Annotated in this window: 16 protein-coding genes and 1 other RNA gene; 5 read left to right on the top strand and 12 right to left on the bottom strand. The window is 37.0% G+C overall.

Translation table 11 applies throughout. The features are described from left to right. Nucleotides 1–12: 12 nt before the first annotated feature. The 3 genes from VIO64_RS01595 to VIO64_RS01585 are packed head-to-tail and all read right to left on the bottom strand — an operon-like array spanning nt 13 to nt 2,963. The gene (locus tag VIO64_RS01595) at nt 13–855 is read right to left on the bottom strand and encodes a hypothetical protein (RefSeq protein ID WP_331914561.1); all 843 of its coding nucleotides are present in this window, start codon (nt 853–855) and stop codon (nt 13–15) included. Nucleotides 856–871: 16 nt separating this feature from the next. Then, nucleotides 872–2,725: a DNA adenine methylase gene (locus VIO64_RS01590; RefSeq protein WP_331914559.1), complete on the bottom strand. Its 1,854-nt coding sequence runs from the start codon at nt 2,723–2,725 to the stop codon at nt 872–874. A gap of 22 nt (nt 2,726–2,747) precedes the next feature. Next, the gene (locus VIO64_RS01585) at nt 2,748–2,963 is read right to left on the bottom strand and encodes a helix-turn-helix transcriptional regulator (RefSeq protein ID WP_331914557.1); all 216 of its coding nucleotides are present in this window, start codon (nt 2,961–2,963) and stop codon (nt 2,748–2,750) included. 694 nt (nt 2,964–3,657) lie between these two features. Here VIO64_RS01585 and VIO64_RS01580 point away from each other — a divergent pair. Genes VIO64_RS01580 through VIO64_RS01570 form a run of 3 tightly spaced genes read left to right on the top strand, consistent with a single transcriptional unit; the run spans nt 3,658 to nt 4,892 of the window. Continuing rightward, nucleotides 3,658–4,125 carry a helix-turn-helix transcriptional regulator gene (locus VIO64_RS01580; protein WP_331914555.1) on the top strand — a complete coding sequence of 156 codons (468 nt, stop codon included), beginning with the start codon at nt 3,658–3,660 and terminating at the stop codon, nt 4,123–4,125. A 17-nt stretch (nt 4,126–4,142) separates the two neighbouring features. Beyond that, nucleotides 4,143–4,661, top strand: a complete 519-nt coding sequence (locus VIO64_RS01575; RefSeq protein WP_331914553.1) for a hypothetical protein — start codon at nt 4,143–4,145, stop codon at nt 4,659–4,661. A gap of 24 nt (nt 4,662–4,685) precedes the next feature. Beyond that, nucleotides 4,686–4,892 (top strand): hypothetical protein, encoded by a 207-nt coding sequence (locus VIO64_RS01570; RefSeq protein ID WP_331914551.1) that lies wholly within the window; start codon nt 4,686–4,688, stop codon nt 4,890–4,892. Between the two features lie 317 nt (nt 4,893–5,209). Here the strand turns inward: VIO64_RS01570 and ssrA are convergent. The 4 genes from ssrA to VIO64_RS01550 all read right to left on the bottom strand — a co-directional run bounded on the left by ssrA (nt 5,210) and on the right by VIO64_RS01550 (nt 7,602). After that, nucleotides 5,210–5,590, bottom strand: a transfer-messenger RNA (tmRNA) gene (gene ssrA / locus VIO64_RS01565). A 46-nt stretch (nt 5,591–5,636) separates the two neighbouring features. Then, nucleotides 5,637–6,101 carry an SsrA-binding protein SmpB gene (gene smpB, locus VIO64_RS01560; protein WP_036937233.1) on the bottom strand — a complete coding sequence of 155 codons (465 nt, stop codon included), beginning with the start codon at nt 6,099–6,101 and terminating at the stop codon, nt 5,637–5,639. A gap of 109 nt (nt 6,102–6,210) precedes the next feature. After that, nucleotides 6,211–7,056, bottom strand: a complete 846-nt coding sequence (locus VIO64_RS01555) for a PHP domain-containing protein (RefSeq protein ID WP_331914543.1) — start codon at nt 7,054–7,056, stop codon at nt 6,211–6,213. 63 nt (nt 7,057–7,119) lie between these two features. Continuing rightward, entirely contained in the window at nt 7,120–7,602 is a 483-nt protein-coding gene (locus VIO64_RS01550) for a DUF402 domain-containing protein (RefSeq protein WP_331914541.1), read from the bottom strand. Between the two features lie 270 nt (nt 7,603–7,872). On the opposite strand from VIO64_RS01550, the gene VIO64_RS01545 reads away from it, so the two are divergent. After that, on the top strand, nt 7,873–8,190 hold the full coding sequence (locus tag VIO64_RS01545; protein ID WP_331914539.1) for a hypothetical protein: 318 nt from the start codon (nt 7,873–7,875) through the stop codon (nt 8,188–8,190). A 119-nt stretch (nt 8,191–8,309) separates the two neighbouring features. Further along, nucleotides 8,310–9,005 carry a lytic transglycosylase domain-containing protein gene (locus tag VIO64_RS01540; RefSeq protein WP_331914537.1) on the top strand — a complete coding sequence of 232 codons (696 nt, stop codon included), beginning with the start codon at nt 8,310–8,312 and terminating at the stop codon, nt 9,003–9,005. 171 nt (nt 9,006–9,176) lie between these two features. On the opposite strand, the gene tsaD is transcribed toward VIO64_RS01540, so the two are convergent. The 5 genes from tsaD to clpP form a co-directional block, all read right to left on the bottom strand. Beyond that, complete coding sequence (gene tsaD, locus VIO64_RS01535; protein ID WP_331914535.1) at nt 9,177–10,205, bottom strand: tRNA (adenosine(37)-N6)-threonylcarbamoyltransferase complex transferase subunit TsaD; 1,029 nt, start codon at nt 10,203–10,205, stop codon at nt 9,177–9,179. Between the two features lie 31 nt (nt 10,206–10,236). After that, a complete protein-coding gene (locus tag VIO64_RS01530) occupies nt 10,237–11,025 on the bottom strand; it encodes an undecaprenyl-diphosphate phosphatase (RefSeq protein WP_331914533.1) in 789 nt (262 codons plus the stop codon). Between the two features lie 307 nt (nt 11,026–11,332). Beyond that, complete coding sequence (gene lonB, locus VIO64_RS01525; RefSeq protein WP_331914531.1) at nt 11,333–13,012, bottom strand: ATP-dependent protease LonB; 1,680 nt, start codon at nt 13,010–13,012, stop codon at nt 11,333–11,335. Between the two features lie 190 nt (nt 13,013–13,202). Further along, a complete protein-coding gene (gene clpX / locus VIO64_RS01520; RefSeq protein ID WP_331914821.1) occupies nt 13,203–14,498 on the bottom strand; it encodes an ATP-dependent Clp protease ATP-binding subunit ClpX in 1,296 nt (431 codons plus the stop codon). 16 nt (nt 14,499–14,514) lie between these two features. Further along, entirely contained in the window at nt 14,515–15,120 is a 606-nt protein-coding gene (gene clpP / locus VIO64_RS01515) for an ATP-dependent Clp endopeptidase proteolytic subunit ClpP (protein WP_331914819.1), read from the bottom strand. Nucleotides 15,121–15,155 lie beyond the last annotated feature (35 nt).

The following is a 15,155-nucleotide window of genomic DNA, read 5'->3' as shown; positions in this document are numbered from 1 at the left end:
TTTAATTAATCCTTATATTTTCAAAATATAATCTCTAATTGTAGGAATATCTCCATCATTTAAACCAGTTAACGAAGTAGTATTAATTACATATTTTTCTTTAGCGGCCAAATATACCGCCGGTATAACCCTTAAAAACCATCTATATATATATGCTGTATCATTTGTTCTTCCTAACATATTTGAACATATAATACTAATTTCTCTGGTAGTTACATCAAGCGTAAAATAATCATTAGAACCATCTTGCAATATTAATTCATTTAATTGTTGTATTGTATTAATTGACGTTATGATATCATCATCACCACTATTAATTACATCGTATAATCGGTTATCAAATATGTCTAAATAGTTTATTCCCATAGTTTCTGCACAAATAATCTGACGTTTTACAGAGGCATTATTCACTCTACTTGTTGTACACAAACTAATCGCAAATATTGGCATATTATTAATATGTAGATCCTTGGTCACATTCGCATAGTTATTATATATACCAATTATTACAGGCGGTATCTTACTTGATAAAAAATCATTAGCATTTCCTGCATCAGGATCTACATAAAAAAACAAACCATCAACATTCTTTTTTTCATTTTCTAAATACCCAGCAAAAATAGATACTCTACTTGAATTATTAATTCTCTCTTTTATAACTGTTTTATTTTCAACTCTAATGCCTTGTATGTTTAACTTTTCATACTTGTTATTTAGTCGATTAATTATGTAATTTAACATATCATCTACAGTATCCACGCCAATAGCTAACCATTTATCATGTGTGCCTGGATCACTGTGTGCAGTTCTCAGTTTTGTTATTAATTCTTCTGGAACAACTAACACATGACTCATATTATTTCTCCTTCTTCTAATAGTTTACTATTAAGACCTCATTTTTTGCATATCTCCATCCACTAATACCAATGTCAATAATTCTAAATCCATGTTCTTCCACCCACTTCAATAGTAAATGATTTGTTCTTTCTTTGTGATTAATTACATTGGATAACATAAATTTATAGCCTAATGAATCAATATAGCTTAAAGTATTTAATAGTTCCACTTCTTCATCGGCAGACCACCCTTTCATTCCTCTCTTCCCATCGTTATAAGCTGCACTTGTAATAAAATAAGGAGGGTCAAAATAAAAGACTGTATCCGAAGGATATTCACTCCAATTTATTGATGTATAGTCAACATTCATCATTTTCAGATTTTTCGCTTTTACTTTAAAATTTAGTATTCGTTGTTTTATGTCTTCACTATAACCTGCCACTCCAATTGGAGTATTAAACTTATGTTCACTATTGAATCTAATCATATTTTGAAATGAATACATATGAAGCAAATACAAATTTAGGGGGCACTTATCTACTTCATTATAAGCCAACCGAAGTTTATCAAACGGTCCCTTTTTACCTTTTTCCAACTTGTAATCAGCTATTCTTTTTTCTATACCTTCCACAATTTCGGTTTTATCCGTTTTCAGTAGCCATTCAATAATTTCATAAACATACTGGTTGAGTTCATTATAAACAATACAGTCTGTAGCTACGATGTTTGCCCCAACGTTAAATGCTCCCCCCATAACATCAACAAAAGTATTAATGGAAGAAGGAAGTTCTTTAACTATCGCGGGAAGCAAAGTATCCTTGCTACCAGAATAATTGAGCGGAGATTTATTTAAAGAGACATCTTTTTGAAAATATATTATCACCTCGTTGAGGGATTCACCATTCCGCTTGTTGCTTGACCGATGATTTTGGTACTCTCGATAGTCTATGCTTTCTATGTAAACTCTACCGTCTTTGGCGAATAACTCTGCCAATTCAACTAGGTCTTCTATACTAACAAGGCCTTGATTACTATAACTTAACAGTATATGTTTGTAATTAATCTGTCTAAACAAATCCTCAAATGCTTGAAAAGCTTTTGTTCTCTGAGCGTATAATGAGTTTTTATTGCCCCTTCCTCTTTTTCCTCCTACCCCTTTTATATCGGGTGAATCATACTTAGCAATAGTCTCAAACATATGATATGCTGAAACATATTGAGTTACAGTATATGGAGGATCGATATATGCTATATCTCCTTCAATTCGCCTAGCTAAGCTATTTGTTTCTTCATTATAAACATCGTTTTGTGCAAAAAGTTCTTGTTGATTTATTTCAAGTGGCTCGATTATAAAATCTTTTGTTGCTCTTGAGTCCCAAAACTTAAAGAAAGCTTCATATGTGCCTGAAGTGTTCGAAACCTTAGTGGTACTCTCAATAAGCGATGCTAATAGAAAAAAATACTCATTTTCAGAAACAATTTGCTCCCTATAAAGATCCTCAATTTTTATTCTAATACCATCAATCTTTTTCCCATTTTCCTCTGTAAAAAACATTCTCCCACCAATTGGAGTGTAGTTATTATAAATAAAATAATTAGTATCTGCAGTAAATTCAATAGAATTAAGCCAATCAAAAATGTTCCTTTTATACTCCTTAGTAAAATTTGAAAAAGAGGGAGTCTTGCTATTAGTTAATTTTGCTCTACTCATAACATATGAAAAGTATAAAAAATCGTTAGATTGAATTTTATATCTATCCTTAAAATAGTCACCCACACAGGATGTTCCTGAAAACAAATCTGCAAACGTATAACCTTCAATGTCATATTTCTTAATAATATCTTCTATAGTATTCAGCAATTTTATTTTGCTGCCTAAATATCTCATTTTATCACCTTTTCTATTTATGCTAATTTATTTCTTCATCCGCTTGATATTCAAGTAAATCACTTAGTCCGCAATCAAGAGCCTTACAAATATTATTAAGCAAATCCAAATCAACCCTTTTAACTTTTTCATGGTACAAATCACCAATAGTGTTTGGACGTACACCGACTAACTCAGCAAGAGCTTTTCTTGTCATTTTATTTTTACCTAGTAATTCAGACAATTTTATCTTAATCAACGATATCACCTCAGGATATTAAATATCAATTTTCGTTAGATTATAACGAAACTCATCATATCATAACGATATTCGTTTTTCAATAGGCTATTCAAATGTTCATATGTTTTTTAAGATATGTTTTTTAATAAATAAGCTTTTTTCAACACAATAGATTTAAATATAGCTACTGCAGTCGAATTTAAAAGTCTTCATTATCACTCAGGAGAAAAGGCTACACATCCTTCGCCCTTAGCGATATACAATCCCAAAACTCTTCAAAAACCAAAGTGCATTAGCAGTTATGTAATACAAATCCACTCTTAAATAAAAGAAGCACTCTCAAACGAAGCCTATTTTTACAGTTTTGATATCCACCTATTAAAACAAGCAGACTACATATCACGTAGTTTCCCATAAATAAAAAAGCCTCCGTTGGTTGTCATACAACCTCCGAAAGTCCTTGAAATATTGTGTTTATTCAGATAGTTCATGCTGCTTTATTCGGTATCGTTTGTATCAAATCCAAGAGGTTTTGGTCAGGAACGGCTCAGAAATCATAGAGTAAGACTGCAACTAAACTGCGCTCCTTCGATCGGGCTGTTTTTTTTATATTACTTCGGCCAAAAGAATATACGCGCAATTTTATTCAGTAAAATTATTTGACTATGTAAAATATGCGTGTTATAATTTCAATCATGGAGGTGCACTTATTATGTCTGATAAAATAAAAGAACGAGAAATCCAGATTAAAAGACTACAGCAGAACCTATCTCCCATCAGGAAGATTGCCGGGTGGACTGCAGAAGTGTTGGGCGATAAAATTGGTGTAACCAAGCAGACCATCAGCAATCTTGAAAACAATAAAACGCCAATGAACTTTACTCAATATATCGCAATCCGCTCAGTCCTTGATTATGAGATTGCAAACAATAAGGAAAACGAAGTCCTGCCGAAGGTTGTAGCTCTTTTATTAGATTGCGAACAAGAACTGGATGAAACAGATTATTCAAAGGTTCAGGATGTTGTTGGAACTGTTGCCGCAACAGCGGCTGGTGGTACATCAACAGATAAACTTGATATGGTTTTCGATGTGCTTATAAAATCACTTCCGTTTGTAGTTCCGATCATTGGAACGATCATTGGAACATCGACCAATTGGCCCAAAAAACTATTCAAATAAAAAGAGAGGTGGCTTAAATGGCAGGAAATGCGGGACACCCGTTTTTCGGAAATCAATATGTTAGTAGCAGCTATACAGGTGGTTATCATTATGATTGGATACCAAATTCAAATGTAACAGAAGTCTTTACACATTCGGCTAAAACTGTATCCGATAACATTAAAAGTATTTCATCAAGTGCTGTACTTCCCCAGAGTGCAAAAAAAATTCTACCAAGGGCATCGAAGTGCGTAAAAAGCGGAAAAGGCGCAATGATTGCAGTGGTTGTCGTTTCAGTAGTCGCTACAATTGGAACAGGTGCATACTTCCTATACAGACACATAAACAAAAAGCATAAATCAGAAGAAGCTTTTCAAGCAATCGAATTAGAAAATGTTGGTACTTGTAAAAAATGCAATGAACCACTAAGCGGCGCTGAGTATGTTGATGAAAACACATCAGACTCGCATACTGCATACATAATTTGCAAGAAATGTGGCGAGAAGAATTATGCTTGGTATCCTGATGATGAAAATAGTCAGAAACTAAGCCAATAAAAAACAATCGAAAGGAGAAAGCTTATGAAAAAGCAACCTACCATTTATACCGACAATAGTGACTTGTACGATGCTGATAAGGCTGTAAAAGATTTCGTAAAAGTTCACAAGGGCAAACTTAACGAAGAAGATAGAAATACACTTGGTGACTTGTTAGGCCGCAGAGCGGCGGCTATTTCAGATGTCCTTGGTGTTAAAGTAAGTTCCGTCGGTGCCCATAAAAAAAAATAAACATCTATCACACCATCTATCGGGTTGTTATTACTGATTAGGCTAAATTTTTATTATCTATCCAATTTAGATGTAAATCTACTGAAAATCACTAAAATTATACCTTTTAACGATTACTAGACTTTTTAATTATTCTACCAATCGTTAAAAAGTAAGTGCATAATTAAATTTTTAGGGTGCAGAGATTTGCATTGGCACAAGGCATCTGCAGCTTAAGAAACCTTCACAACGGCAAGAAAGGCTTGAAATCAAGTTATTTCAAGCCTTTCTTGCACAGAAAAATAGCAAGCCAATGTATCATTGACTTGCTATTTTCATGGTGGAGGCGAGGGGAGTCGAACCCCTGTCCGAAACCATATCCACAAAAGCTTCTACGAGTGTATCCCTCAATTTAGCATTCCTGACAAGCATCCCCCAAGGGCAGGGTCTACTCTACCGTAGCCTTTAAGTTCCGCTGCGGCTCAAGGCTACTACCACAGCAGTTCTAGCATTTAACCTTCCTATGCAAAAGGCCTGACTTATCGACGCCTAGGCCCCCAGGTGCAGGAACCTGGGCTAGACGCACACGGCATTAAGCCGCGTAAGCTAAATTATCGTTTTTAGCGTTTAATTTTATGTTCTCGTTTTTTAAGAGGCCTACGAGAATCCTCTACTCGCTACTTATGTCTCAACAATCCCGTCGAAACCATTACGCCCCCATGTAACGGAATGAGTTAAGAATTACTTCTTGAACATTCCAAAATTTTACCTGTTATTTTCCTTAAGCCTTCTGTCAATTTCCCTTTTAGCGTCTCTTTCCGCGATGTCGTCTCTCTTGTCGTGGAGCTTTTTACCTTTGGCAACCCCAAGCTCAAGCTTAACCTTGCTGCCTTTAAAGTATAACTGAACCGGAACCAAAGTCAACCCTTTTTGCTGAACATAGCCTATAAGCCTTCTGATTTCGTACTTGTGGAGCAAAAGCTTTCTGTCCCTTATTGGGTCCTTATTGAATATATTGCCCTGCTCATAAGGACTAATATGCATACCACTTAAAATAACTTCCTCATCTTTTATAGAGGCATAGCTATCTTTTAGGTTTACTTTGCCCTGACGAATGGACTTAACCTCTGTTCCTGACAAGACTATCCCAGTCTCAATGGTTTGCTCTATAAAATAGTCATGTCTTGCCTTTTTATTTTGTGTTATTGGTTTTATTGATTCTTTATCCATTGTCCATTCACCTGCCAGTACGATAAAAATAACCCTTCTTTGTGAAGGGCATTTTTTACACAAAACCGATATCAATTACTCTATTATTATATCACGTTAAAATTAGGTGTCAAGTGCCCCCAATTATCCTCATTTTGTCAAGAAGTTCGTATGGTATTTTGAGATTACCTCTTCCCTTTCCTATTTCAATCGCAGGCTTTAAACTGCCGTGATAATCGCTGCCGCCCGTTACAAGAAGGTCATACTTTATTGCCAGCCTCAGAAGGTTTCCTGTGTCATCAATTGTATTATCAACATAGTGGGCTTCAATTCCCTTTAACCCATAGGAAACAAGATCCTTCAAAAGCTTATCCAGTCGTTTTTGATTAAGATACAGGTATATGGGATGTGCAAGAACAGGGATTCCACCTGCCCCAAGTATTTCCTTGATACCCTCCTCCGGGGTATACTTGGATTTTGGAAAAAATGCAGGCTTGTCGGCTGCCAGATACCTTTCAAAGGCATCCTGAACACTCTTCACATATCCTTTTTTAAGTAAAACCCTGGCTATATGGGGCCTTGCAACCACCTTACCTGCCGCCTCGCCGATTACTTCCTCCATTGTTATGTGACATCCCAGCTCATTGAGCTTATTAACAATTTTGGGATTTCTCTCATTTCTCTTCTTGATTAGTCCATCCAATACCTTTGTTATGTTCATGTATGTATCGTTAAAAAAATACCCAAGCATATGCATTTCAGGGTTATATTCAACACTTATTTCCAGGCCTGCTATTACCTCAAGCCCAACCTTTCTTCCTTCATCAAAGGCTTCCTCTATCCCGTCAATTGTATCATGGTCTGTAAGTGCTATTGCAGAGAGCCCCATATTTTTCGCATGTCTTACAAGCTCTCTTGGTGTAAGGCTTCCGTCTGAAGCGGTTGAGTGGGTATGCAAATCAATGAATTTTCCCATTTATATTCTCCTTAATAGCTGTATTAACTGTATTAAAAATATTAATAAATATTTACATATGCTTTAAACCTTCCAGTATTCCTTATCCCTGGATTCCTTAGGAGGAAACTCGTCTTTATAAATCATATCCAAAAGCTTATGAAGTTTTCGCAGTGAATCACTTGCTTGCTTCTTTGTTATTATATTATCGTCAAGTGCATCTGCTACCTCATCCACATCCAGAATCCTTACTTCTCCATCGGGAAATATTTTTACATCAACAAGCAGATCAATCAGTGTATATGCATCCTTCTGACTGTCGTACTCCACGTCAATAATATCACAGTACCAGTATACGAAGTTCCCTTGGGGGTCATAAAACCTGCTTATCTTATAACCATCCTTCAAAAACGCAAAGGAAACACCCCTGTCGATATCCGTCCGAGGCTTTATTACCTTCCATCTGGTAATAATGAGATTGTCGTCCCTAAATAGCATTTCATCATCGGAAATATCAACTGTTTCAAATGGTATAAAACGTTTTCTTAGTATTGTCGGCTTTTTCATGACTTATTCTCCCAAAAATTATTTTTTAAACTATACCTTCAATTAAAGATAGTAATTTTTTATAAAGTATATTATATATTACCCAAACTTAAATATAAACCATCATTAAGTAATCATTAGCAATAACATTTTATAAAATTCATTATACATTCTCATGTATTATTATGACTATTCTTGTCAAATAATTTTATTACCCATTTTATACCACACAACTTTAATCAGTGTTATAATATATCTACCATTTATTACTATAATCAGAGGAGAAGAACATTGTTACAAAAGAGAACATGCAGTAACTGCATACGAGGAACAATTATTACTGTTAATAATGATGTGTTATGCAGACATAATGGTGCTGTTGCCCCAGATTATAGCTGCTCCAAACACAAATTTGCACCTTCTTTACTTGCTGAAGCCAAAAGCCAGTTAAGGTGCATAAACTGCGAAAACTTTATATTAAAAATAGCAAGTTCAAAAGAGCAACCCTCAATTGGGCTGTGCCAGCTTTTTACCGTCCGCCAGTTTGACGGTAAGAAAAAGAACGCTTGCTCTAAGTTCGTGAAAAGAAAGAATCTTGAGGTTTCATAATTTCCCAGACATAAATAGGGTCTAAAGCTTTTTACAATTAATCCGATATATATAATACTAAAAGTGATATATTTATCACTATTAATATTTTAAGAAAGTATATGGTTGGAGGAGCTTTTATGCCATTAAGTGTGAACGACATCTTTACCCAAAAACTAAATGATATTCAGAGCAGAGTTCCCATAAGGATGAATATGCCTTCAACTCAAAACTCATTCCAGAAACTCCTTGAAGAGGAGACAAACAAAGAAACCGAAGCTGAATTAACAGCATCAGAAAAAATATTAAACGAAAAAAGAATATCACCCCAGAAAATAGCAGCACCTGCAGTACCTTACAATTCCATGGATAATAGCAGACTTAAAGCTGAGCTTAACAAAGCAAATAGTGCAGCTGCTGCTCCAAAGGACAAAATAAAGCAGATGGAGCTTATAAATTTAGCTATTAACGATGCATCTCAAAAATATGGGGTTGATGCAAATCTCATTAAAGCTGTGATAAAACAGGAATCAAGCTTTAACCCATATGCCCTTTCCAGTGCCGGAGCTCAGGGACTTATGCAGCTCATGCCGGGAACCGCTGATTGGCTGAATGTAACCAACCCTTGGGATATTCAGCAAAACATCGATGGCGGAACCAGGTACTTAAGAGATCAGTTAAATGCATTCGGCGGAGATTTGAAGCTTGCTTTGGCAGCTTATAACGCAGGTCCCAATAATGTGAAAAAGTACAATGGAGTTCCACCATTCAGCGAAACTCAGCATTATGTAAAGGTAGTTATCAACAATTATAACGATTACAAAAATGAAAAATGAGTTATCCACAGCAGTAATCCACATTATCCACAAACTTATACACAGCTAAAAATGTCATATTTTGCTGGACTCTAGGATTATTTCCACATAATTCACATCCTACAATTCAACATATTAACATTGTTATGCCTTGATTTATTTGTCCAATTATGTAAATCCAGAGGATAATTACTATTTTTCTCCCAGCCGTAATCCCGGAATTGCATTCAATCTCAAGTCACACATTGTCCCGTTTACAAAGCCATAATATGCAGCACATGCAATCATAGCAGCATTATCTGTACAAAGTATCGGACTTGGATATAAAACTTCAATACCCTTGGCTAGAGCCTGTTCCTTCATTTGTTTTCTCAAACAACTGTTGGATGCCACACCTCCTGCCAGGGTTATTTTATTTACCCCTTTGTTTATTGCAGCTGTTATGGTATTCTTGACAAGAACATCCACAATTGCCTGCTGAAAGCTCGCTGAAATGTGGTTTATGTTGTATGCCTCGCCCTTTTGCGACAGGTTATGCAGATAATTAAGTACAGCAGTCTTAAGTCCGCTAAAACTGAAGTCTAATGAACCTCCCTCAAAATAAACCCTGGGGAAGTTTATTGCTTTTGGATCTCCTTCTCCTGCAACCTTGTCAATTAGCGGTCCTCCAGGATATCCAAGACCTATTGCCCTGGCAATTTTGTCAAAGGCCTCACCGGCAGCATCGTCCCTGGTTTGTCCCAATATTTCAAACTTTTCATAGGATTCGACATAAACTATATGGCTGTGGCCTCCTGAAGCAACAAGGCACACAAAAGGCGGTTCCAGTTCCTCATGCTGAAGATAATTTGCAGCTATATGCCCCTCAATATGATGAACCCCCAAGAGAGGTTTGTCCGCGGCAAATGCAAGGCCTTTTGCTGCTGAAAGCCCTACCAGAAGAGCACCAACCAATCCAGGTCCGTATGTAACCCCTATTGCATCCAAATCCTTAAGTTTAATTCCTGCTTTGACCAGAGCCTCATCTATAACCGGAATCATAAGCTCAACATGCTTTCTAGAAGCAATTTCCGGAACAACTCCTCCATATTTTTGATGTAAATCTATTTGTGACGATATTATATTTGAAACAACCTTCCTGCCGTTTAAAACCACTGATGCCGAAGTTTCATCACAGCTTGTTTCAATTCCCATTATCAGTATATCTTTTTTTGTTTCCATCTTTTTTATACTCCCTTAAGCCTACATACTTCTAAAAGTAAATGTGAAAAAACAATTGATCAAGAACAATTAATCCACCTAAAGCAAATACATAATACGAAAACGATCTCAAATTTCCTTTTGAAAGAATTTTAAGCATAAACTTTATTGCAAAATATCCTGAAATTGCGGCTGCTACCATCCCTAAAACCAAAGGCATCATACCGATTGCAACTGTGCTTGAACTTTTATAAAGGTCAAGGGCTTCATCAGCTGCAGCTGCAAGGATTATGGGTATTGAAAGCAGGAATGAAAACTTTGCTGCAAACTCCCTGTTGAGCCCTCTAAACAGAGCCCCGGCAATAGTAAGTCCAGACCTTGAAATAGCCGGCATGATTGCAATACCCTGAGCGATACCTATAAGAACTGCATCAGCCATTGATGTCTCTTTTAAACCTTTATCCTTGGTCTTTATAGACTCTGCAAACCACAGTATAAGACCTGTAATAATAAACTCTATACCTAGTGACGCACCGGAGTGCAAAAGATCTTCAATAATATTTTTCAAAGCAAAGGCAATTGCCAGTGTTGGTATGGTTCCAACCACTATTAAAAGGGTAAGCTTACTGAAAGGATTTTTAATAACTTCGATAATATCCTTGCGGAACACTGCAACTACGGCAATAAGGGTGGCAAGGTGAACTGCTATGTCAAATGTAGCAACACCTTCCTTAAGCCCGAAAATCTGTTGAAATAGTACCAAATGCCCTGAACTGCTTATTGGTAAAAACTCTGTTAAACCTTGTATTATTCCTAATATAATGCCTTGTAAAATGTCCATTATTCCCTCACCTCGTTAATTTTCTCTTTTTTTACAACAACTATTTTATAGCAAAACGTGTTAAAATGCAAAATTATTGTACTTATAGATTATATGTTACTGTTCTCAAATGTATTAAGGAAACTCAATTTGGTTTTTGCAGCCTTGGTTATTGTCGTGAGAAACTGTGGTGTCGAATACAAATAATTTCCCACATATAGACGACTAGAACTATATTAAAAGCCATTAATCCATATTAAAATATCTGTCCCTTTTAATATAGTCATTAACTGTACTTTTAATATAGTTCTAATTTTATAAATCATAATTATAATTGTGCTTGTGCAGTCAATATATTTAAAGACGGGCTTTGGATTATTATCTCGTCAGAAACAGTCTCCTTTTTGTTTAAAACATACTCAACAACCTGACCAATATCCTCAACAGGAATAACTTCGATTCCTATGTCATTATATATTTCCTGCCAATTTTCCTTTGGAATGAGCACCTTTTTAACTCCAGCCAGCTTTGCAGCTTCAACTTTTGCAGTAACCCCTCCTACCGGCTTAACCTTTCCCTTTATTGATATTTCACCTGTCATGGCAATCTCACTACTTACAGGTATATTGAAAATAGCCGAATAAATTGCGGCAAACACTGCGATTCCCGCAGATGGCCCGTCAATAGGCATACCGCCAGGAAAATTCAAGTGGATATCATATTTCTTACAGTCTAAACCCAGTACCTTCTTAAATACAGTAACAACATTATCCACTGATGATTTTGCGGTTCCTGCTCTTTTTAATTTATGGCCTCTTCCGTCAAGCTCTTCTTCTTCTATTATGCCGGTAACTGTGAGCCTGCCCTTCTCAGCTTCAGCTTCAATAGCTGTAGCCTCAATGTCAATAACAATTCCTGTACTGCTTCCTAATACAGCGAGCCCGTTTATACACCCTACAATCTCGCCTGCACTTACTTTCTTTTCCGCTCTTGGGCTATAGCGTCCAAACTCAATCACCCACTCAACATCTTTTTTTGTTATGATGCTTCTCTCTTCCACCAAGGCAGAGCCTCCAGCTATCTGTATAATATTCACCGCATCCCTTCCATTTTGTGCGTACTTTGCCACTATTTCCTCTACTCCGTCTTCAGTCTTAAACCCGCCTCTTATTGCTGCGTTTTTTGCAATTTCTGCTATTTCAACGGCTTGCAGCGGCCTGAAGTACACCTCAACACACCTTGATCTGATGGCTGGAGGAATTTCGTCTGCCTGCCTTGTAGTTGCTCCAACCAGCCTGAAATCGGCTGGAAGGCCTTTTTGAAATATATCATGTATATGTGAAGGGATATTATTGTCTTCAGAGCTGTAATAGGCACTCTCCATAATTACACGCCTATCCTCCAGCACTTTTAGAAGCTTATTCATTTGTATAGGGTGCAGTTCACCGATTTCGTCAAGAAAAAGCATTCCGCCGTGTGCACGGGTAACTGCTCCAGGCTTTGGCTGCGGTACCCCTGCAGCTCCATAAGCACCGGCACCCTGATAAATAGGATCATGCACCGAGCCTATAAGTGGGTCAGCTATACCTCTCTCATCAAACCTTAAGGTAGTTGCATCCATTTCTACAAATTTTGCTTCCTTCTTAAATGGTGACATGGAGTTTTTCCTTGCCTCCTCGAGAATAACCCTTGCGGCAGCTGTTTTTCCAACACCGGGAGGTCCGTAGATAATGACGTGCTGTGGATTAGGACCGCATAGTGCAGCCCTCAGAGCTCTTATTCCTTGCTCCTGGCCTATTATATCCTTAATTGCTGCCGGTCTGGTCTTTTCTGAAAGCGGTTCAGTAAGCTTTATTTCCCGAAGCCTCTTAAGCTTATCCAATTCTTTTTTCGACTCTTTCTCAATCGCACCCTTATTGCTCTGCTGTGATTTGAGCAGATTAAGAAAATATAGCCCTATAATCAACGTAAAGAAAAATTGTATAATAAATAAGACACCTGTAAGCATTAAACAACCTCCTTGGAAATTATGAATCTTCATTCCTAAAGTATTATTATTAACATAGAAAGCCATTTTATGCTGTTATAATCATTGTAAATATTAAGCAATAACAATAACAAAAATAAAAAACGAACTGATTTCATAATCAGTCCGCTTCCTATTTATATAATCTTTATAGGTTTCTATTAATTAAGGTCTATGATACCGATTCCCTTTTCATTCGAGACTTCTTTCCCGATGTTTTTTTTAGAGGCTTTTTATTCTCATTGATCACAATTGCCGGTGCCCCGTTATTTTCAACGGAGTCCCTGCCTATGGTACATTTTTCAACGTTGGTAGAGGATGGAATATCATACATGACATCCAGCATTATTTCTTCCAGAATTGCTCTTAATCCTCTTGCACCTGTATTTCTTGCTATAGCCTTTTCTGCAACGGCATCCAGGGCATCTGCCTCAAACTCCAGAATTACGTCATCCATCTCAAAGAGCTTTTGGTACTGCTTGATAAGAGCATTCTTGGGCTCTGTGAGAATCTGTACCAGAGCAGCTTTGTCAAGAGGATGCAGCTTTACTACAACAGGAAGTCTTCCTACAAACTCGGGAATTAATCCGAACTTTAAAAGATCCTGCGGTAAAATGCTCTGCAGGATGTTGCTAACATCCTTTTCCTTGGCTGTTTCGATTTTTGCTCCAAAACCTAATGACTTTTTGCCGATTCTGTTTTGTATAATCTTATCGATACCATCAAAAGCACCTCCACAAATAAACAAAATATTTGTGGTATCAATCTGAATAAACTCCTGATGGGGATGCTTTCTTCCTCCCTGAGGCGGAACAGAAGCTACCGTACCTTCAAGGATTTTCAAAAGAGCCTGTTGAACACCCTCACCGCTAACATCTCTTGTAATAGACGGGTTTTCAGATTTCCTGGCAATCTTATCAATTTCATCAATATAAATTATACCCTTCTCAGCCTTTTCAATGTCATAGTCTGCAGCCTGTATCAATTTGAGAAGTATGTTTTCAACATCTTCCCCAACGTACCCTGCTTCAGTCAATGAAGTAGCATCTGCTATCGCAAAAGGCACATTCAGTATCCTTGCCAGAGTCTGAGCAAGAAGCGTCTTCCCTGATCCTGTAGGACCAAGCATCACAATATTACTCTTCTGCAATTCAGTATCGTTGCTTTTTAAATCCGAACCAATCCTTTTGTAATGGTTGTAAACAGCAACAGATAAGGATTTTTTAGCCCCTTCCTGACCTATTACATATTGGTCCAAAATGGCTTTTATATCCTTTGGTTTGGGTATTTCGCTAAGATCAGTATCTGCTTTTATATCTTCAAATTCTTCTTCGATAATTTCGGAGCATAATTCTATACACTCATCGCAAATATATACCCCAGGACCTGCCACCAGCCTCTTGACCTGTTCCTGAGTTTTGCCGCAGAATGAACATTTAAGCTGCTTCTTTTCATCATATCTGGACATCATTCCACCTCATTCATTATCTTCTATGCATAACTTCGTCCACTAAGCCGTATGCTTTTGCATCTTCTGCCGACATGAAAAAGTCTCTTTCAACATCTTTTTCTATAACATCAAGTGGTTTGCCTGTATTCTCGCTTAAGATCCTGTTAAGCTTGCTTTTAATTTTGAGCAGCCATTCTGTATGAATCTTTATATCAGTTGCCTGCCCGCGGACACCGCCTAAAGGCTGATGTATCATAATTTCTGCATTAGGAAGTGCAAACCTCTTTCCTTTTGTTCCTGCCGATAATAAAAACGCTCCCATACTTGCGGCCATACCGACACATATAGTAGAAATATCAGGCCTAACATGCTGCATTGTATCATATATTGCAAACCCGGCAGTAACCGATCCTCCTGGACTGTTTATATAAAACTGTATATCCTTGTCCGGATCTTCCGCTTCCAGGAAGAGCATTTGTGCAACTATAAGACTTGCAGTAACATCATTTACTTCATCACTTAAAACTATTATCCTATCCTTTAGAAGTCTTGAATAAATATCATATGACCTCTCACCACGGTTAGTTTGTTCTACAACTATTGGAACAAGACTCATTACGTTGGCCTCCTTTTTTGTTATATTATATTATTTCCCACTTATGGTTCGATTAAAAA

It is taken from the genome of Pseudobacteroides sp. (assembly GCF_036567765.1).
Classification (GTDB): domain Bacteria; phylum Bacillota; class Clostridia; order Acetivibrionales; family DSM-2933; genus Pseudobacteroides.
The sequence above is the reverse complement of the archived record's forward strand: the minus strand, read 5'-3'. Positions and strand labels throughout refer to the sequence as shown.

Bases quoted from the DNA above. Each gene is read 5' to 3' on its own strand.
- VIO64_RS01595 (WP_331914561.1), bottom strand. From the start codon at position 855: ATGAGTCATGTGTTAGTTGTTCCAGAAGAATTAATAACAAAACTGAGA.
- VIO64_RS01590 (WP_331914559.1), bottom strand. From the start codon at position 2,725: ATGAGATATTTAGGCAGCAAAATAAAATTGCTGAATACTATAGAAGAT.
- VIO64_RS01580 (WP_331914555.1), top strand. From the start codon at position 3,658: ATGTCTGATAAAATAAAAGAACGAGAAATCCAGATTAAAAGACTACAG.
- VIO64_RS01575 (WP_331914553.1), top strand. From the start codon at position 4,143: ATGGCAGGAAATGCGGGACACCCGTTTTTCGGAAATCAATATGTTAGT.
- VIO64_RS01570 (WP_331914551.1), top strand. From the start codon at position 4,686: ATGAAAAAGCAACCTACCATTTATACCGACAATAGTGACTTGTACGAT.
- smpB (WP_036937233.1), bottom strand. From the start codon at position 6,101: ATGGATAAAGAATCAATAAAACCAATAACACAAAATAAAAAGGCAAGA.
- VIO64_RS01555 (WP_331914543.1), bottom strand. From the start codon at position 7,056: ATGGGAAAATTCATTGATTTGCATACCCACTCAACCGCTTCAGACGGA.
- VIO64_RS01550 (WP_331914541.1), bottom strand. From the start codon at position 7,602: ATGAAAAAGCCGACAATACTAAGAAAACGTTTTATACCATTTGAAACA.
- VIO64_RS01540 (WP_331914537.1), top strand. From the start codon at position 8,310: ATGCCATTAAGTGTGAACGACATCTTTACCCAAAAACTAAATGATATT.
- tsaD (WP_331914535.1), bottom strand. From the start codon at position 10,205: ATGGAAACAAAAAAAGATATACTGATAATGGGAATTGAAACAAGCTGT.
- VIO64_RS01530 (WP_331914533.1), bottom strand. From the start codon at position 11,025: ATGGACATTTTACAAGGCATTATATTAGGAATAATACAAGGTTTAACA.
- lonB (WP_331914531.1), bottom strand. From the start codon at position 13,012: ATGCTTACAGGTGTCTTATTTATTATACAATTTTTCTTTACGTTGATT.
- clpX (WP_331914821.1), bottom strand. From the start codon at position 14,498: ATGTCCAGATATGATGAAAAGAAGCAGCTTAAATGTTCATTCTGCGGC.